Consider the following 19,100-nt stretch of genomic DNA (forward strand, 5'->3'; position numbering starts at 1 on the left):
AGTCCATGGATGACATGAGTTGAAAAAGCTCCGCTTGCCGCCCCACATATCGCAATGGCGCACGTCGGTTCTGTTGTCCTTAACATCGAAAAAATGAAAGTGTGCGAATCGGTGCTAGATGGATAATCCAACCGGAATTTTCCGATAGAGACCCGTCTCTGCCTTATTGCGTCTATTTAGCTACGCCAATGGCGGCATGCCTAGGATTGGTCCAGACTGAAGACGACATGCCCGCGTCATACGCACCTATGGAGAGACCTGTCCATGAGTAAGTTGCATGGAGAATATCGCAGGCATATGCGGTCTGGGATCCGTATTCCGGTGGATCTCAGTTATGCGGATGAAACAGTCGTCACGAGCACGCTGGATATATCCTCCAGCGGATTGCGGTTAAAACGGCCCAATCACTTATTTATTCGCCCAGGCGAAGTGATCGACATTTCATTCCGGGGCAAACACCAGATGACCCTGCCGGCCGTGGTCGCGCACATGGGCAAGTCTCATATCGGCCTGCAGTTCTGCAGAAAACGCTTCTCGGATCAGGAACTCAAAGAACTCTATGACCAGGCGCCCGTCTGGCAGCAACTATGGGCACGCAATAAACGCGGGCTTTGGCGGGGCAGCCGCCGATTTGGCATATTCGCCGCGAACACTTTTCTGCGTTCGATAATCATTGCTCTCATACGACCGCATTTCGTGTTTGCCGTGTATGGCAATGAAAGAGATGCCGAAACCTATTTCACGCCCAGAATGGCGAAACGTATGCCGCCCAATCTGGTGCTGGGTTTCATCCGCAACCAGGAAACGCGAGGGTTAGTGGTGGCCTCGCAAACCCTTGAACACGAATTGCAGGCCGACTCCGACAAAGTTCGACGTTATATCGGAGAACTGCAACAGGACTTCCCCCATGTGAAGCGCATTGCCCTGGTCGGCCGGTTACCCAACTTCGTCAAGAAGGCCGGCATCGACATTTCAGATCCGCTCGTCGAAGGCAGTCTTGGCACACGTTACATGATCTGGGATGTGGCCCGGCAAATGCGGTCCCGCCCGCAGTATTCCCAACAGGACAGTATCGTGGTGCTGGGCGGTGCCGGGCGTATAGGCAATGCGGTCTGCGACGACCTTACCCGCCTGTACTCCACGGTGATCGCGTTCGATCCTCGCTATGAACAGGATGAAGAGAGCCCCGTAGGCGAGGGGATGGTATTGCGCACCTCGAACGTAGCCCGGCTGCACGATCAGAAGCTATATATTGGTCTTACATCCCATGGCGATGTGGTGCTCGATCTTTACCAACACATGCCTACCGGTTCGTTGATCGCAGACGATACCCATCCCTGCATCAGCCTGCCGGTCCGGGAGAGCTTGCAGGAAAGGGAGATTGCCGTAGAAAAAGTGGTCCTCTCCCATACCGAGTTCCTGATGTGGCCGCGCCTGCCGGCGTGGAACAACCGCGACATACCTGGCTGCCTGGTGGAGGCCCTGGTGTTGCTACGGCAACCCCAGCTCGAAGGCGGTGACTTTCACTCGTTTTGTCTCCAGGCCGAGAAAATGGGCTTCACTGGCCGTCTGATCAGGCCCCTTGATGAGTAGGGGGGGCAGGGCATGAACTATGAAGCAATCAGTGCGTGCATATTGGATCCTCCTGGCGTTTTCCCTGGTCTTGTCCCCCGCCTTGGACGCGGAAGTGGTGATCCGGGGTGACCGTGATCATTATTCACTGAATGACCAGGTAACCTATTCGGTAGACGACAGTGGCGACGCGACCCTGCAGGACATCCTGGGGCAGGGGGAATGGACCGCCAACCCGGATGATGGTGTGCTGAACCTGGGCTTCACGAGTGCGCCTGTCTGGGTAAAAATGTCGGTTCAAATCCCGGCATCCACCCGTGGGCAGTGGTATCTGGTGATTCCCTATCCGTTGCTGGAAGAGGTGGAGCTGTTTGTCTTGCGGGAGGGCCGTTTACCCGTGCTCTACCAAAACAGCCGTCAGGATGTGCACGAGACCCACCGGCACCTGGCTGCCTACAGTGTGGGACTGCCTGTTCCGCAAGGGCTCACCGGAAATCTGGACCTGGTGCTTCGGGCCGCGTCATCCACATCGCTGCAGGTCCCGGTCGAACTATGGCGTGAAGATTACCTGTTTGATCGTTTCATGGCACATAGCCTCTATTGGGGCGGATACTTCGGGATACTTTTTGCGCTGGCGATTTACAACCTGGTCCTGTTTCTGTCCATTCGCGATGCGGCCTATGGTTACTATGTGCTGTATGTCGCTGCCCTTAGTGTTGTGATGCTCAGTATTTCAGGCGTGGGCAGCGCTTTTGTCTGGTACCAGGACCCGCTCCTCACGCGTTATGTATTGCCGATTGGAACCGGACTTACTTCTCTGTGTGCCGTGTTGTTTGCGCGCCAGTTCCTGAAGTGGCCCGGCTTTTCTCCACGCCTGGACGGCACCATGAAAGTGGCGGCCGGCCTGGCGTCGGTGCTTATCGTCTACACCCTGTTTGATCCCCTGAATGGGACGCGTCTGGCAGGACTCCTTGGGGCTCTGGTGCTGGTGGTTTTGATCAGCGTGGGCGTGGCCAGCTTGCTGGCAGGTGTCGCCATAGCCCGTTATTTTGTGCTGGCGTGGGCGGCTTTTGCCGGAGGAGGGCTTCTATACCTGCTGACGGTTTTCGATGTGTTTCCGGTGAACGCCATTACCAACCACGCCATGGCCGCCGGCTCTGCCGCAGAAGTGCTTTTGTTGTCCTTCGCGTTGGCACATCGCATCAAGGAAGAGAGGTCCCATAAGATGGCCGCACTGCGTCGGCAGCAGCAAGCGGAACAACAGGTGAGAAAGCTGCACCTGAAGGCCCTGGAGCAGGCCATGCACGATACGCTGACCCAGATGCCGAATGCGTCGCTCCTCAAACAGCGTTTGCAGGAAAGTGTTGACCGTAACACCCGGGTGGCGCTGGTCCTGGTGCACTATCCACAGGTGAAGGAGATTGCGTCGAGCATGGGCCATAGTCTGGCCGAGAAGATGTTTCTGCAGTTGGTGCATAAAATCAATCAGGCCCTTGGTGGCCCTGGATCGGTTATTCGTCTGGAGAATACGGGGCCTGCCTACCTCGCTATCCCCGACTTTGGATCAATCGCCTTCCTGATAGATTTCGAAAAGCTCGATACTGAACTTGAGCTCTTTGTCGAACAAATGGCGGGGCATCACGAAGTGTCGGTGAACTCCGTTCGATTGCCACTGTTCATGAACCTGTACTGCGGTGTGGCGATTCATGCCGAGCATGGTGACAAAGCTGAAGTGCTTTTCCAGCATGCCTCTGCCGCCAGGGATAGCAGTGCTCGGGACAAGGTGCCTGTGCAGGTGTATAACGAGGGTATCTCGGCATTTGCACGCCGCCGATTGGCCTTGTTGAGTGCCCTGCCTGCCGCCATCGAAGCGGGAGAGCTGGAGTTGTATCTGCAGCCGCAGATGAATGGGTCCGGCCAGCGACTGGTAGGGGCGGAAGTATTGCTGCGCTGGACGAGTTCACGCTTTGGCCCGGTCCCGACATGGGAATTGATCGAGATTGCCGAAAATGCCGGGTTGATGGATTTGCTGTCACGTTTTGTGATCAGGGAGTCATGGAAAACCATTAAACGACTGCAGCAGCAAAAACTGGACATCACCTGCAGCATCAACCTGTCGGTACAGAACCTGATCAACAGTGACTTCGTTGCTTTTTTGCTCGCCGGCGCAAAGGAACACGCTATTCCCATGGACCGTCTGATTTTGGAGGTAACCGAAACCTCCATGATGCACAACATGGACGCCGTGATCGGCTCGTTGCTGTTGATTGCGGATAAGGGCTGCAAGGTCGCCCTGGATGACTTTGGTACGGGTTATTCATCTCTGGCTTATCTGAGCCGTCTACCCATTCACGAGCTAAAAATTGACCGCTGCTTTGTCAGTCAGATGTGTTCCAGTCGCAATGATTTGTGGATTGTCGAGAACACCCTGAAACTGGCGCGCACTCTGAATCTGGAAACCGTGGCCGAAGGGGTAGAGGACGCCGAGACGGTATCGCTCCTGCACAAGTTGGGGTGTCATCGCCTGCAGGGGTACCACTTTGCCAAACCCATGCCGGTTGAAACCTTTTGTGATTGGGCGCTGCAACGGAAAGCCAGCTGAATCCATGAGTAAAACAACTTGTTGAATTGCGGGCAAAGGTCAATACCAGAGCCCGGAATGATTAGATCCGCCTCCCAATGATCTTGTTTCCGCGATCATTGCATCCGCAGCCTCCTCTGATGAAGCTGTGACTCATCGCGTGTGCCTATGGTCACAATGCGTGGTTCAGGGCCGGAAGCGTTAACGAAACAACCACCCCGCGACCATTCGAACGACCCTTGGCATGATCAGATACACCACCAGAGCGACGACGGTTGCGGCGATGATACCGTGACGGATTCCCCAGAGGGCCAGATCCGGGACGGTTTGGAAAAGCGGCCTGTACAGTTCCGGCACAATCATCGTCAGTGGCCAGATGACAGCCGTAGTGATGAGCCATTGCTTCCATCGCGTCGGTTGCTTCGCCGACGACGAGGGCGGTGTGAACCAGAAATCAATGCCGCTTTTGATGTCCACTTGCTCATCCGAGGCCAATACCGGAGATATGTCGGAAACAAGCTCTCTTCGAATGTCCGAGTTCAACCAGGTTTCAGCGTCGTCTTTCGAGGAAAAACGTACTGATATCTCGAACGTGTCATTGCCCTCTGTTGGTCGGACAATATGGACACCCTGATGTCCGGGAAACTCAGCCGCCGCCTGGATTATCTGCCTTAGCCAGGTTTCGTACCGTTCCCTTTGCCCCTGACGCACGGTATGGCGAATGATGATGGACCGGCCTGAGTCATAGTGCACGGACGGAGCGGGACTATTCGTGTTTTCATCACTCATCGATAGTTACCTGGAGCTGGTGACTGGTGAAGCCAGTCCCTACTCACATCCCTGTGGGCAGGAAGCATGGCTCGGGTTTACTCGCCTTTCTGCGAAGCGTAGCTCTGCATCAGGTTGGAGTAGTGGGGCAGGTGGTTGGCCAGAATACCGCCGAAACCTTCGATATCGTTTCGCCAGTCACGGTGTAGCTCACAGCCAACGCTGAACCAGTTCATCAGTTGAGCGCCTGCCGCCTGCATACGGTTCCAGGCTGCATCCCGGGTCACCTGATTGAAGGTACCCGAGGCATCGGTGACCACGAACACGTCGTAACCTTCCTCAATCGCGGACAGGGTCGGGAAGGCCACGCACACGTCGGTGACCACACCGGCAATCAGGAGCTGCTTCTTGCCGGTTGCCTTGACGGCATTCACGAAGTCCTCGTTATCCCAGGCATTGATCTGGCCGGGGCGAGGGAAGTAGGGCGCGTCCGGAAAAGCGTCCTTGAGTTCAGGGACCATCGGTCCATTCGGCCCATCCTCGAAACTGGTGGTGAGGATGGTGGGAATGTCGAAGAACTTTGCGATGTCCGCCAATGCCAGGACGTTGTTCTTGAAATCATCCGGGGAGAAATCCCTGACCAGGGAAAGCAGACCGGACTGATGGTCGACCAGCAGCAACGCGACATCGTCTTTATCCAATCGCTTGTATTGAAAAGCCATGATTGCATACTCCTTCATTTCACTCGGGTGGTTGTCGGCCGATCGTCCGGCCTTTTGTATCGCCAGTGCCGGCTTGGCGCACTAGCGGTGTAGCAGACCGAACTTCCCGTTCTGGAAATCCTCCATAGCCTGCCGGATTTCATCCTGTGTATTCATGACGAAAGGGCCATGCCCGACGACGGGTTCATTGATTGGCTCACCGGTCAGCAACAGCGCATGGGCATCGTTATTGGCATCGATCGTCAGCTCCTTCCCGTTACGGTCCAGCACCGCGAATTCTGCATCCCGCAGAACTTCCGTGCCGTTAACCTGCACGGTGCCCTTAAGCACGACCAGCAGGGTGGTGTGCCCCTCAGGGACGGACAGCGACAGCCTGGCTCCGGGCAGTAACCCCAGATCCCAGACATTCACCGGCGTATGGGTCCGGGCGGGGCCTTGCTGCCCCTGGTAAGTCCCCGCCACGACACGCAGCTGGCCTACATCGTCGCCCAGGGAGACCCTCGGAATGTCCTTGTCCAGCAGTGTCTGGTAGGCAGGCGGCGTGCGCTTCGCTGTGGCCGGCAGATTTACCCAGAGCTGAACCATCTCCAGTGACCCGCCGTTCTCGGAGAAGGCCCGGGAGTGAAATTCCTCGTGAAGGATGCCTGAACCTGCGGTCATCCACTGGACATCACCGTCGCCGATCAACCCGCCCGCGCCCGACGTGTCCCGGTGCTCAAGCTCACCTTGATACACCAGAGTCACGGTTTCGAAGCCCCGATGGGGGTGTTGGCCAACTCCCCGTTTGCTCCGGGTAGGAGGAAAGACCGTTGGGCCGGCATAGTCCAGCAGGAGAAAGGGCGACAGGTTCTGCGGGCCCATGCGGTTATAGGAGAACAGCGAGCGCACGGGGAACCCGTTTCCCACCCAGTGGCCGACCGGAGGACTGTAGGTTGTCAGGATCTGTTTCATTGATTGCCTCCGTTTTCTGACCAGTGGATGATGTATTCACAATAGGTCAGGCCGGATGACCTGGAAAGACACCGAAAGTTATACTCTGCGTTCCATTTATAGGACGGCGTTACATGCAGGATTTGAACGATCTGTATTACTTCGTGAAGGTGGTGGACATGGGCGGCTTCGCGCCGGCGGGCAGGGCTCTGGGGCTGCCAAAATCCAAGCTCAGCCGCCGGATCGCCAGGTTGGAACACCGGCTGGACACCCGCCTGCTTAACCGTTCTACCCGGACATTTACCGTCACGGAGTTGGGTAAGGAGTATTACCGTCACTGTGTTGCCATGCTTGTTCAGGCAGAGGCGGCCCAGGAAGTCATCGATCGTTCCCTCGCGGAACCCAAGGGCACCATTCGCCTGAGTTGTCCGCCCGGGCTGATCTATTTTCTTATTGCCCCCCTGGTTGTCCGTTTCATGCAGAAGTATCCGGAGGTCAAGATCGAAATGGAGGCGACCAGTCGACGGGTGGATGTGATGAAGGAGGGCTTCGATATCGCCCTCAGAGTCCGCTTTCCGCCGCTGGAGGACAGTAGCCTGACCATGAAAGTGCTGTCCAAAAGTCCGCAGTGTCTTATGGCAGCGCCAGGCCTTCTTGAGTCGTTACCCAAACCCTCGACGCCCAATGACCTGACGGGGCTGCCGAGCATCGATTTCGAGCAATGGAATGGCCAGCATGTCTGGAACCTGGACGGCCCCGATGGCGCATCGGTGCAGATACACCACCAGCCGAAACTGGTGACTGATGATGTGTTTACCCTAAGACAGGCAGCGCTTGGAGGTCTTGGAATCGTCAAAATGCCGTTGCTTGTCGGGGGAAGGGACCTGGTGGAAGGAAGACTGGTCAGTGTCTTGCCGGACTGGCGCCCGCGCGGGGGCATTTTCCACGCCGTTTTTCCATCCCGTCGTGGACTGTTACCCGCCGTCCGGGCGTATCTGGATTTTATTGCCGAATCGATGGATGAGGTGGATTTCCGCTTACCGGAAGAGCAGGCCTAGGGTCCACTTTCTGCGGATAAGCCCGAAACGGCTAAGCAGATGCAACACGATTGCGGATCACCTGGATGGTATCGATGTCGGCGGCTATGTAGGCCTGTTGGACGAAAAGGTCATAGGGGAGTTCATCACCGAGACCTTCGGGGTAGTGGGTGCAATAACTGAATCGGACCAGCAGGGCCTCGGGTTCCGGCTCCTCAATCGTCATGGTGAGGCTGCCGCCAGGTACCGTTTCCGTCGGTACAATTTCATAGTGCACGGATTGGCCCTCATCCAGGGTGACCACATCGTCCACCACAAGGCCCGGTAGCTGGAGGCTGCGCTTCAGGCGGTGGTTGCCCTGCCACTCAATCTCGTACTCGCCCAGCCCTATGATGAAATGGTGAGGGGAGGTGGCCCGTAGAACGAGACCTTCCCACAGGTCATCTCTCGTCATGTCCTTGATGGACTGGTCTGTCAGGTCGTTTACCTGAACCAGGTGTTCGAATTGCATATTGCCCTCCAGGTTGTCGGGCCGCGCCCAGGCAGAGCAGAGTCTTTGCCGGCCGTTACCCGGAAACGGGCAGAAGTCGACATGGGTGAAGGCCTGTCCTCAATCTAGCTGATAATCACCCGCTATGCGAAAACCTACCCGGCATTGGTTGCAGGTTCTCCTCTGCCGTTTTTGGTTATGCCAGTGTCGTATTGGTTCAACCCGATAAACCCGAACAGGATCACATTAGGGCTATCAACAACCCGGTAGAGGGAGATAGCAATGGCCGTTAAGTTCGAACACGCACTTCAGGATTATCCGCGACAACGGGCTAGTGCTGCGCGCCAGCCTGAAAGCGTCGATCAGTCTGATCGTCGCGTTCCCATCAACCTGCGCCAGTCCGGCCCCACGCCGGTGGAAATGCTGATTTCCACAAGGGTCCGTAAGTCGCCGTACTGGCATCTGGCCTATGAGGCTGGCTGCTGGCGGGCTACCGTCTACAACCGCATGTACCACCCCCGGGGCTATGTCCGCCCGGAAGACGGCGGCGCCATGGTGGAATACGAGTCCCTGATAAACGATGTCACCATGTGGAACGTAGCGGTTGAGCGCCAGATCCAGGTCAAGGGCCCGGATGCGGAGCGCTTCGTCAACTACGTGATCACCCGTGACGCCACAAAAATAAAACCCATGCGCGGCAAGTACGTCATCCTGTGCAACGAGGACGGCGGTATTCTCAATGACCCGGTGCTGTTGCGGGTAGCAGAGGACGAGTTCTGGTTTTCCCTCTCCGACAGCGACCTGGAGTTCTGGCTGCGGGGCGTGAACGTTGGTATGGGCTTCGATGTCAGCATTGCGGAAATCGATGTGGCTCCGGTCCAGATCCAGGGTCCCAAATCCGAGGCACTTATGGTCGATCTGTTCGGCGAGGGGGTGAAGGAGATTCCCTACTACGGGCTGATGGAGGGCCAGGTTGCCGGCCATGACGTGGTCATTTCCCAGACCGGTTTCACCGGCGAAAAGGGGTACGAGATATACCTCAAGGAAGCCACCAAATACGCTGAGGATCTCTGGTACACCGTGCTTGCCGCCGGTGAACCACACAATCTGAGGGTGATTGCCCCGGCGCACCACCGTCGCATTGCCGCAGGCATTCTTTCCTGGGGCCAGGATGTGGACCAGGAAACCCTGCCATTCCAGTGCGCCCTGGCCTACCAGGTACCGCGCAACAAGGAGGCGGACTACATCGGCAAGCAGAAGCTTGAGAAGGTTCGCGAGCAGATCGATGCCGGTAGCCCTCCCTTCAGCCACATCATGGTGGGTATCCGCTTCGGTGGCGGCCAGGTGACCGACTATGCCAATGATTTCTGGTTGATCAGCAGGCTTGATGACGGTGATCCGGAAGGCTATGTCACCTCGCCCTGGTACTCACCAGAACTGGAAACCAACATCGCGCTGGCCTATGTGCCGTTTGACATGCGCGCCATTGGTACACGCCTGACGGTTCACCTGCCGGCGGAGTACGCCGCAGCCAACGGCTCAACCGAGGTTGAGGCGGAGGTGGTGGAAGTGCCCTTCCGGCCATCGGTGAACCCCAACGCCCGTGAGCGAGCCCGGGCGAAGGGTATCGACTTCGCCGACTAGCAGAACCGGCAGGGCAGGTGATAGCAGCCGCCTGATCCCTGCTGGTGCACACGGGCAACAAGGGGGCGTGGTTTATGAAACTGGTGAGAGGAGAACAGACGTTTCATCCCGGCAATGAGGAGGCCGAAGCACGGTTCCGTGCCCTGGTGCGCTCGGCCTCTATCGAGGCGACGCCGCGCCAGATACTGACAACGGAGTATCTGCCGAATCATCTGCCCGCGGGTACTTGCGTCTACGTGCCGTTCCTTCCAAAGGGCCAGTTCAGCGACACGCTTGAAGCCTGCCGGTATCTCCTGGATCTTGGTATGCAGCCGATACCTCACGTGCCAGTGCGAATGGCGGAGAGCAGCGGGCAACTACGGGACTGGCTGTCACAAATGGATGAAATCCGGGTTGACCGGCTGTTGCTGATTGCCGGCGACAGTGAGGCGGTCGCCGGCCCCTTTCCGGATACTCTCGCCGTTCTCGAATCAGGCCTTTTGGCCCAGTTCCGTTTTCACGGTATCGGTGTGGCCGCTCATCCGGATGGGCACCCCATGGCAGACCGGGCCACCCTGAGCCAGGCCCTCCGTATCAAGCGCGAATACGCCCGCACTACCTCGACACGGCTGTGGGTGGTGACCCAGTTCACATTTGGCGCTGATGTGGTGATCGACTGGCTGCAAAGCCTGGGCAATATCCTGGAAGAGGTGCCGGTGTACATTGGCATGGCCGGGCCGACGCGGGTGAAAACCCTCATCGCCTACGCTGCCCAGTGTGGGGTAGGCGCATCCGCCCGCCTGATGCTGCGGCGTCCGGGCAGCGCCAAAATGCTGCGTGCCTGGACACCGGATGACATGGTGCGTGCGCTGGTCCGGTATTGCCTGGACAACCCGGATACCCTGCTGCGGGGCATCCATCTTTTCCCATTCGGCGGTCTGCGCCAGTCGGCGCAATGGATTAAAGAGCACAGCGGGTCCATTGAGGACCAGAGAGGCCAGCTCCATGAGTCTTCAGTACAGTAAACTGACACCTACAACACCGGTGCCCGCGGAGTTTCCGCCGCCGGGCACTCCCGACATCGAGATCGCCCGCTCGGTCCAGCCTCTATCCATACTTCTGCTGGCCCAGCAGCGTTTCGGGCTGCCGGGGGAGAGTCTGGTGCCCTTTGGTCACTACAAAGCCAAACTGGATATGGCGTATGTGGATACTTCCGCTACCGCGCCCCGGGGCAAGCTGGTGCTCGTGACCGCCATTACCCCGACCCCGGCCGGCGAGGGCAAGACCACCACCAGCGTGGGATTGAACGACGGCTTCAACCGTTTGGGGGTGCGCTCTTCCGTCTGCCTGCGGGAGCCCTCTCTCGGCCCCTGTTTTGGCATGAAGGGCGGGGCCGCCGGCGGTGGCCGGGCCCAGGTGATTCCGATGGAGGATATCAACCTGCACTTCAATGGCGACTTCCACGCCATTACCTGTGCCCACAACCTGTTGGCATCGCTGATCGACAACCACATTCACTGGGGTAATGAAGCCGGCCTGGACCCGCGCCATGTCAGCTGGCGAAGAGTTCTGGACATCACCGATCGCTCCCTGCGCAATATGGTGTGCGGCCTTGGTGGTGCCGCCCATGGCGTGCCCCGTGAAACCGGGTTCGATATTACCGTCTCTTCCGAGATCATGGCGATCCTGTGCCTGGCCGATGGGCGTGCGGACCTGAAACAGCGATTGGGGAATATCATCGTTGGCCGGCGTTCCGACAGGACCCCGGTGACCGTTCGCGATCTGGGCATGGAAGGTTCGCTGTCCGTTCTGCTGAAAGAGGCCCTGCAGCCAAACCTGGTACAGAGCCTGGAGCACAATCCGGTGTTTATCCATGGTGGGCCGTTTGCCAATATCGCCCACGGCTGTAATTCCGTGACGGCCACTCGTGCGGCGCTGGCCCTGAACGACATCGTAGTGACCGAGGCTGGCTTTGGTGCCGACCTGGGTGCTGAAAAGTTCATTGATATCAAGTGTCGGCACACAGGTTTGCGCCCTGATGCCGCCGTGGTTGTCTGCACCATTCGGGCGCTCAAGATGCAAGGCGGTGTTGCCCACAGCAAACTGGCGATTCCCGACCTGGCTGCGCTGCGGGATGGCGCTGCCAATCTGGAGCGACACGTCCGCAACCTTCAGCAGTTCGGACTGACTCCGGTGGTGTGCATCAACCGTTTCCCGGACGACACCGAGGAGGAGATGGCACTGGTTCAATCAATCAGTGAAGAGCTGGGGGTAAAGGCCGTGCCCGCTGACCACTGGGCAACCGGTGGCGAGGGCGCCACGGACCTGGCTCAGGCTGTGCTCAACCAGATGGGCGAAGGCACACCGGAGGTAAAGTTCCTCTATGAGGACAGCCTGCCGCTGGCGGACAAAATCCGTACTATAGCCACCCGTATCTATCATGCGGGAAGTGTGGAATTTACAACGGTGGCCAAGCGGCAGCTGGAGGAGTACGAAAACCTGGGTTTCGGCCATCTGCCAGTGTGTATCGCCAAGACCCAGTACAGCTTCTCGGCGGATTCGTCGATAAAGGGCGCGCCGTCTGGTCACATGCTGCCGGTGCGGGAGGTGCGTCTGGCCGCCGGCGCGGGGTTTGTGGTGGCGGTTTGCGGCGACATCATGACCATGCCGGGCCTGCCGCGGCGCCCTGCGGCCTTGGACATTGCCCTGGATGAAAATGGCCTGGTGGTGGGGCTAACCTGAGCCGGTGTCCTCGCCCGAGCCATGCCCCCGGCCCAGAAAGGTACCGTAGGTCGGCTCAGTGCGAGCGCGCCTGAGCGCCTGCAGAGAGGGGGATGAAAAACTGGCCTCTGCCAGGGCAGTATCGGTCGCTACTGGGGTATCGGCGTCCATCCGCTCATGTTTCGGAGCCCGCCCCATGACTTTACGATAGCACCGGCTGAAGTGAGTGGCGGAGATGAAGCCACACATGGAGGCAATTTCCACAATCGAACAGGAGGTCTGCTTCAGCAGCCGGCGTGCACGGTTCAGGCGTACCCGAAGGTAATAGCGTGAGGGAGTGCAGCCCATGTGCTTGAGGAACAGCCGTTCAAGCTGCCGGCGCGATATGCCCGCCAGTGTTGCCAGTTCCTGCAGTTCGATGGGTTCCTCGATGTTGGCCTCCATCAGTTGGGCAGCCTCTGCCAGCTTGGGTTGCGCACAGGCCAGTCGGGGATGCATCGGCATGGGCTGCTGTTCGCTATCTTCCCGTACCCGATCGCAGACAAACATGTGGGAAATCGCGTTGCTGAGCTCCTTGCCATGGCGCCGTGCCAGGAAACTGAGCATCATGTGCATGGGTACAGTGCCGCCGGTGCATGTCATGCGTTCCCGCTCGACGGTAAACAGTCGATTGTTGGTCTGGACCCGGGGGAAGCCCTCCTGCATGGCTTCCAGACATTCCCAGTGGGCACTGCAGGAGTGGCCGTCCAGCAGGCCGGCACTGGCCAGGACATAGGGACCGGTACAAACAGCCCCCAGCAGGACATGTCGCCGGGCCATCTGTTTCAGCCAACTGACTTCCGTGCGTGAAAAACTGTGCGGGACATCAATGCCGGCCACCACAATCACCAGGTCGAAACTGTGTTCTTCCTGAATGGAGCCGTCTGGCACCATGGTGATGCCATCACTGGCGCGGGCGTAGCCACCTCCGTCCGTGAGCAGTTTCCAGGAGTAGAGTTCGGAGCCGGCGAGCTGGTTGGCCATGCGCAGGGGCTCAACAGCGGTGGAAAGTGCAATCAGGGTGAAGTTTTCGATCAGCAGGAAGCCCACTCGGTAAGGTTGCTGGGCGGGTCTGTTTGCGTGCGAGTCTGTATCAGTGGCCATGATTAACCCCCTTGCCCCGCCTGGGCCTGTTGCGACAGCCCGTGCACGGAATGCCCGTTTTGACCACTTCAACCTGAACACTAGTTGTTGCACCTTGATCGTGCAATAAGTGATCAACTCCATTGTAACTCCATTCGAAGTCGGTGGTCAGGCTGGCAATGGTCCACATGCGACATCCCATGCCTGAGGATGCTCCCGACGCGATTTTCCAGATTGTCGTAAATCAACTTTTCAATGTCGTCGGCGAGCATGCGGCAGGCAATTGACGGCGTTACTGTTGGGACAGGTCCCCCGGCAGGAGTCAATGAATTGTCTGTCAGTCTGTTTGAGCTGTTCAAGGTAGGCATTGGTCCGTCGAGCTCCCATACGGTCGGGCCCATGGAAGCCGCGCGCCGGTTTGCCGAGGCCCTGGAACGGGAGCAGCTGTTGGCATCTGTGCACCGGCTCAAGGTGTCCCTGTATGGCTCTCTCGGTGCCACTGGCAAGGGCCATGGTACTGGTCCGGCTGTGATCGTGGGGTTGGAGGGAGAACGGCCCACCCAGGTCAACCCTGAGGAAATGCCGGCCCGTCTGGAGCAAATCAGACACACCGGCAGGTTGTCTCTGGCAGGACAACACCAGCTTCGCTTCCGGGAATCCAGCGACATTGTGTACTACCGCCGGAAATCATTGCCGGAGCATCCCAACGGCATGATCTGCCAGGCGTTTGACCAAGAGGGGCAGTGCCTGTGCGAAAGAACCTATTACTCGGTCGGGGGTGGATTCGTGGTGGATGCAACCGTCAACAACCCCTTGAGAATTCGAGAGGACGACACTTCGCAGCCATACCCGTTCAGCAGCGGCAAGACGCTGTTGGCCCTTTGCCGGGAACATGACCTGACCATCGCCGACATCATGCTGGCCAATGAGCAGGCCTGGCGCACCCCTGCAGAAATTCGTAGTGGTATTATAGAGTTATGGCAAGTGATGCGGGCATGCGTGCAGAGCGGTATTCGTCACGAGGGGGAGTTACCCGGCGGCCTCAAGGTCCGGCGCAGGGCGGCGTCATTGTACCGGTCGCTGATGGACAAGCAGCGAGTGGATCTCATTTCACCGTCTTTGAGTGCACTGGACTGGGTCAATCTTTATGCCCTGGCGGTCAACGAGGAGAACGCTGCCGGGGGGCGGATTGTAACCGCCCCCACTAACGGCGCAGCGGGCATTATTCCGGCGGTGCTCCATTACTACTGGGAGTTCTGCCCACAGGCGAATGAAGACGGCATCGTGTGTTTCATGCTGAGCGCCGGGGCGATTGGCGTTCTGTTCAAGGAAAATGCGTCCATTTCCGGGGCCGAAGTGGGTTGCCAGGGAGAGGTTGGTTCGGCGTGCGCCATGGCGGCTGCCGGCCTGGCGGCGGCTACGGGCGGGTCACCGGAGCAGGTGGAGAATGCCGCCGAAATTGGTATGGAACATCACCTGGGCATGACCTGTGACCCCATCGGCGGGCTGGTGCAGATACCCTGCATCGAGCGTAACGCCATGGCCTCGGTGAAGGCCATCGACGCCGCCATTATGGCCTTGCGGGGTGACGGCAAGCATTATGTCTCCCTCGACAAGGCACTCCACACCATGAGGGAAACCGGTCTCGATATGATGGATAAATACAAGGAAACGGCGAGGGGCGGATTGGCTGTCAACATCATCGAATGTTGATCGCCAGCCGCGACAACAGACTACCGGTCAGGACCTGACCCGTTCGTTGTCCGGATCAAACAGCGCCCGGTATCCCACTGCCTCGATACGGATGGGGTAGTGCTCCTGGAAGTATTCCAGAAGCAGTTCCCGCCCTTCCTGGGCATACTCAACGGGGATGTAGCCCAGCAGGATGATCTTGCCCACCGAAGGTCCCCATGCCGCGCTGGTGTTATAGGAGCGCCTGCCATGGCTGTCCACCAGAACCTCGCCGGTCTGCGGGTCCAGAATGGGCCATTGGCCAACCGGATAGCGCAGCACGCCATTGGCGTCCCGGTGGTCGGTCATGGTCATGGTACACAGGTACGCCGCCTGACGGGTCCAATCCCGCTGTTCAAGGTAAGCGGCCTTGCCGTGGAAATCCGCGTCCTTGACTTTGGGCCGCTGTAGCCCGGCTTCGTACAGGTTGTATTCGGTTTCCAGGTCCACATTCTGCAGGCGCAGGCTCTTCTCCAGGCGCCGGGTATTGGCGTAGGTCTCGATGCCCACCGGGGTGACGCCGGCTTCGTAGAGCAGGTCCCAGACCCTCAGGCCGTAACTGAACGGGAAGTAGAGTTCCCATCCCTGCTCGCCGACATACGAGATCCGGAAGGCCCAGACCGGAACCCCCTGAACGTTCAACTCTCGCGCAGTGGCAAAGGGGAAGTTCTCTGCCGACAGTTCGTCCGGGTCGGTGACAAATTGCGCCAGGGTTTCCCGGGCCTTCGGGCCCCAGAGCCCCAGCGTTGCCAGCTCGTCGGTACGGTCCTGCAGGTGGATATCGTCCAGACCTTTCTCCCGCGCGATGCGTTTGATCCAGCAATGGTCCCGGTGGCCGGTATCGCCGCCGCAGACCACCCGGTACTCGTTGTCGCCCCGGCGAATAATGGTCAGGTCAGAACGGACGCCACCACAGGCATCAAGGAAGTGGGTGTAGACGCCTTTACCATGGGGTGTGGTGCCGCCAACTTTGGCCACCGACAGGTATTCCAGAAGTGTTTCCGCGTCGTTCCCGGAGACGTCGAAGATGGCGAAGTGGGAGAGGTTGATCATGCCCACCGATTCGCTCATCTCCAGCTGCTCGGCGTTGGACACTTCCCAGAAATGCCGTGCGTCCCACTCATGTTCCCGTACCGGGATGCGGTCGCGGTATTTCGCCAGCAGGGTGGACTCATTGGCAGCGTAACCGTGAGCACGCTCCCAGCCGGCGGCCTCCATGAAATAGGCGCCCAGCTCAACTTCCCGCAGGTAGAACGGGCTGGTCCGCATTCTGCGGCCGGTCAGGTAGGGCTCCCGGGGATGAACCGCCGGTGTGTAGATCTTCTTGGCAGTTTCGTAGCAGCGGTTGTACACATAGTCCGGCGTTTTCTGCAGCGGGTAGTGGCGGGCAATATCAATGCTGTGAGGGTCCATGTCCGGCGAGCCATGGGTCATCCAGTCCGCCAGAACCTTGCCCGCGCCAGGACCATCCTTGACCCAGACCGCTTCGCAGAACCACAGGTTGCGCACTTCCGGGGATTCACCCATCAATGAGCCGCCATCGGGCGTCACCGACAGCAGGCCATTGAAGGAATGCTTTTCCTCCCAGCCCAGCTCGCCCAGGATCGGGGTCATTTCGATGGCTTTTTCGTAGGCGTCCATGACCTGTTCGAGGGATAGATCCCGCATGGACGGTGACATTCGCGCCTCGCCGGGCTCGGCGATGGCACCAGGGTAGACCAGTCGCGGGTTTTCCGCTTCGTAATAGCCCCACTCAACACGACCACCTTCGGTGGTAGCAGGGTCGCCGGTATCCCGCACGTAGGCAGAGTTGCCCTGGTCGCGGAACAGCGGATAGACAATGTGTTTGCCGGTGCCGGCCAGTTCCTCCCAGGGGCCGAAGAAGAGCAGGGGATGTTCCAGTGGCATCAGCGGCAGGGGCGCATTGGCGGTGCCTGCCATCAGTGGCCCCCATATGCCCATTGAGAGCACCACGTATTCAGTTTCAATGTAGCCCTTGTGGGTTTCAACGCCGCGTACCTGGCCGTCCTGGACATCAATGCGGATGGCCGGGGTGTAGGCAAAAGCCTGCAGCTTACCGGTGGCGACCGCTTCCTCCACCAGGTCGCCGGCGACTTTCTGGGAACGGGGCACTACCAACCCTGCGTCCGGGTCCCACATGGCGCCCTGGATCTGACTCTCATCCACCAGCGGAAACAGCTCTTTCGCCTGCCTGGGCGAGATCATGCTGACGTTGGTACCAAACGCTTTCCCGGAGCCTACCTTGCGGCGGAGTTCGTCCATGCGCTCGTCATCGTCGATGCGAGCCACCTCCATGCCGCCGCATTTCACATAATTGCCACGTTTTTCATAAAAGGCCTGGCTGTACCTGGTGGTGTAGATGTTCAGCTTGTCGTGGGAGGTGGTGAAGCAGAAGTCCGAGGCGTGGGAGGTGGAGCCGATGTCTGTGGGAATGGCGGATTTCTCCAGCCCTACGATGTCATCCCAACCTTGCTCAATCAGGTGGTGGGCTACCGATGCCCCGACGATACCGCCCTGGCCAATGATGACGACTTTCGCACGTTCTGGTAGCTGTGCCATCTTGTTCCCCTTTACCCACAATGAACGCCAGCGCCGCGCTTCGGCTTTGGTTCAATGTGACCCTGATTGGCCGGGGGAGATAAATCCAATACGACACCAAGTCGTCCAAAAACGGCAGAGGCCAGACCGGATTCAGGATGGCTGGGGCACCGTCAGTCGTTTGACCGCCAGCCTGGAAACCGTTGACAGTTCGATCCCGTCAGATTCCGCGTAATCGATAATGTCCTGCTTCATGCTTCGGGCCCAGAACTTCTTTATGTGGGTCGCGACCACCTCGGCGGCCTGATCTTCATCGCCATGGTGGAGGTTATTGTCGCTGATCTGGTTGATCATCCTGATCAGATTCTGCAGCTTCTGGTCACTCATCCTCGCATTCCTCAGAAGGTTGGTCATCGCCACGGTTGTAGATCACGTGCCGTCCGGGACGGGCAAAACCAACCAGCGTCATACCAGCCTTTCGCGCCTCTCCGACAGCCAGGGCCGTGGCCGCAGAGACCGCGACCAGGCAACCGATACCAACACTGGCGCTTTTCTGCACCATCTCGAAGCTGGCACGGCTGGAAATCAGCGCAAAGCCGTCATCAAAGGCTGTATCGCCGCGTTCCCCTATACGTGCACCAATCAGTTTGTCCAGTGCGTTGTGGCGACCGACATCTTCCCGGGCCAGCTCAATGCGGCCCTGGTTGTTGCACCAGGCGGCGCCGTGAGTGGCCCCGGTCTGTTTCTGCAGGGGCTGGTGGTTCCGAAGATTGCGCAGAGCCTGCTGTACCAGATTGTCATCCGGTACCGTTTGAACCGGTACCCGGGGTATCGCCCGGACGGCGTGGGCCAGGGACTCGGTGCCACACAGCCCGCAGCCGGTCCGTCCTGTCATGTTCCGTCTCTGTTCCCGCAACCGTGCAAAACACTCGCCCGCTATATGCATCTCGATGGAAATGCCGTCTTCCGCCATCACCACATCCAGTTGGAACAGTTGGTCCGAGCGGTCCAGGACGCCTTCAGTGAGGCTGAAGCCCAGCGCAAAGTCCTCCAGATCGCAGGGGGAGGCCATCATTACCGCGTGGGAGACGCCGTTGTACACCATCGCCACGGGCACTTCTTCGGCCACAAGGTCCTGCGCTGGTGCGCCCTCAATGCCACCACAAACCTCCACGGCAGTCTGACGGACCGCCGGGAAATCTTTGGGCGAATCGGGGCCTGTGGCTGCCATGGCAGCTAACTCC

The 19,100-nt window shown here is 58.7% G+C and carries 15 protein-coding genes; 7 read left to right on the forward strand and 8 right to left on the reverse strand.

The features are described from left to right. The first annotated feature begins 264 nt into the window (after positions 1–264). Positions 265–1,593: a PilZ domain-containing protein gene (locus ACJO2E_RS07095; protein WP_406963182.1), complete on the forward strand. Its 1,329-nt coding sequence runs from the start codon at positions 265–267 to the stop codon at positions 1,591–1,593. 19 nt (positions 1,594–1,612) lie between these two features. Further along, entirely contained in the window at positions 1,613–4,174 is a 2,562-nt protein-coding gene (locus tag ACJO2E_RS07100) for an EAL domain-containing protein (RefSeq protein WP_406963184.1), read from the forward strand. Positions 4,175–4,354: 180 nt separating this feature from the next. Here the strand turns inward: ACJO2E_RS07100 and ACJO2E_RS07105 are convergent, their stop codons facing one another. The 3 genes from ACJO2E_RS07105 to ACJO2E_RS07115 form a co-directional block, all read right to left on the reverse strand. Then, complete coding sequence (locus tag ACJO2E_RS07105; protein WP_406963186.1) at positions 4,355–4,942, reverse strand: antibiotic biosynthesis monooxygenase; 588 nt, start codon at positions 4,940–4,942, stop codon at positions 4,355–4,357. A gap of 77 nt (positions 4,943–5,019) precedes the next feature. Then, complete coding sequence (ycaC, locus tag ACJO2E_RS07110; RefSeq protein ID WP_406963188.1) at positions 5,020–5,643, reverse strand: isochorismate family cysteine hydrolase YcaC; 624 nt, start codon at positions 5,641–5,643, stop codon at positions 5,020–5,022. Positions 5,644–5,724: 81 nt separating this feature from the next. Further along, positions 5,725–6,594, reverse strand: coding sequence for a pirin family protein (locus tag ACJO2E_RS07115; RefSeq protein WP_406963190.1), 870 nt, complete (start codon positions 6,592–6,594; stop codon positions 5,725–5,727). Between the two features lie 113 nt (positions 6,595–6,707). Here ACJO2E_RS07115 and ACJO2E_RS07120 point away from each other — a divergent pair, with 113 nt between their 5' ends. Continuing rightward, the gene (locus ACJO2E_RS07120) at positions 6,708–7,631 is read left to right on the forward strand and encodes a LysR substrate-binding domain-containing protein (protein WP_406963192.1); all 924 of its coding nucleotides are present in this window, start codon (positions 6,708–6,710) and stop codon (positions 7,629–7,631) included. A gap of 31 nt (positions 7,632–7,662) precedes the next feature. Here ACJO2E_RS07120 and ACJO2E_RS07125 read toward each other — a convergent pair whose 3' ends face one another. Further along, positions 7,663–8,121, reverse strand: a complete 459-nt coding sequence (locus ACJO2E_RS07125; RefSeq protein WP_406963193.1) for an SRPBCC family protein — start codon at positions 8,119–8,121, stop codon at positions 7,663–7,665. Positions 8,122–8,382: 261 nt separating this feature from the next. Between ACJO2E_RS07125 and ACJO2E_RS07130 the strand changes: the two genes are divergently transcribed. The 3 genes from ACJO2E_RS07130 (at position 8,383) to ACJO2E_RS07140 (ending at position 12,465) form a co-directional block, all read left to right on the forward strand. Beyond that, the gene (locus ACJO2E_RS07130) at positions 8,383–9,744 is read left to right on the forward strand and encodes a glycine cleavage T C-terminal barrel domain-containing protein (RefSeq protein ID WP_406963194.1); all 1,362 of its coding nucleotides are present in this window, start codon (positions 8,383–8,385) and stop codon (positions 9,742–9,744) included. Positions 9,745–9,818: 74 nt separating this feature from the next. Further along, a complete protein-coding gene (locus ACJO2E_RS07135) occupies positions 9,819–10,748 on the forward strand; it encodes a methylenetetrahydrofolate reductase (RefSeq protein ID WP_406963195.1) in 930 nt (309 codons plus the stop codon). Then, positions 10,729–12,465 carry a formate--tetrahydrofolate ligase gene (locus ACJO2E_RS07140; RefSeq protein WP_406963196.1) on the forward strand — a complete coding sequence of 579 codons (1,737 nt, stop codon included), beginning with the start codon at positions 10,729–10,731 and terminating at the stop codon, positions 12,463–12,465. Before ACJO2E_RS07135 ends, ACJO2E_RS07140 begins: the two co-directional genes overlap by 20 nt. On the opposite strand, the gene gbdR is transcribed toward ACJO2E_RS07140, so the two are convergent. Further along, the gene (gene gbdR, locus ACJO2E_RS07145) at positions 12,457–13,587 is read right to left on the reverse strand and encodes a choline metabolism transcriptional regulator GbdR (protein ID WP_406963197.1); all 1,131 of its coding nucleotides are present in this window, start codon (positions 13,585–13,587) and stop codon (positions 12,457–12,459) included. The two genes, ACJO2E_RS07140 and gbdR, sit on opposite strands and share 9 nt — an antisense overlap. 309 nt (positions 13,588–13,896) lie before the next feature. On the opposite strand from gbdR, the gene ACJO2E_RS07150 reads away from it, so the two are divergent. After that, positions 13,897–15,279, forward strand: coding sequence for an L-serine ammonia-lyase (locus ACJO2E_RS07150; protein ID WP_406963198.1), 1,383 nt, complete (start codon positions 13,897–13,899; stop codon positions 15,277–15,279). A 27-nt stretch (positions 15,280–15,306) separates the two neighbouring features. Here ACJO2E_RS07150 and ACJO2E_RS07155 read toward each other — a convergent pair whose 3' ends face one another. The 3 genes from ACJO2E_RS07155 to fdhD form a co-directional block, all read right to left on the reverse strand. After that, the gene (locus tag ACJO2E_RS07155; RefSeq protein ID WP_406963199.1) at positions 15,307–17,877 is read right to left on the reverse strand and encodes a GcvT family protein; all 2,571 of its coding nucleotides are present in this window, start codon (positions 17,875–17,877) and stop codon (positions 15,307–15,309) included. Between the two features lie 132 nt (positions 17,878–18,009). Continuing rightward, positions 18,010–18,243 carry a formate dehydrogenase subunit delta gene (locus ACJO2E_RS07160; RefSeq protein WP_406963200.1) on the reverse strand — a complete coding sequence of 78 codons (234 nt, stop codon included), beginning with the start codon at positions 18,241–18,243 and terminating at the stop codon, positions 18,010–18,012. After that, on the reverse strand, positions 18,236–19,087 hold the full coding sequence (fdhD, locus tag ACJO2E_RS07165; protein WP_406963201.1) for a formate dehydrogenase accessory sulfurtransferase FdhD: 852 nt from the start codon (positions 19,085–19,087) through the stop codon (positions 18,236–18,238). Before fdhD ends, ACJO2E_RS07160 begins: the two co-directional genes overlap by 8 nt. Positions 19,088–19,100 lie beyond the last annotated feature (13 nt).

It is taken from the genome of Marinobacter shunpengi, assembly GCF_045449695.1.
Lineage (GTDB): Bacteria > Pseudomonadota > Gammaproteobacteria > Pseudomonadales > Oleiphilaceae > Marinobacter.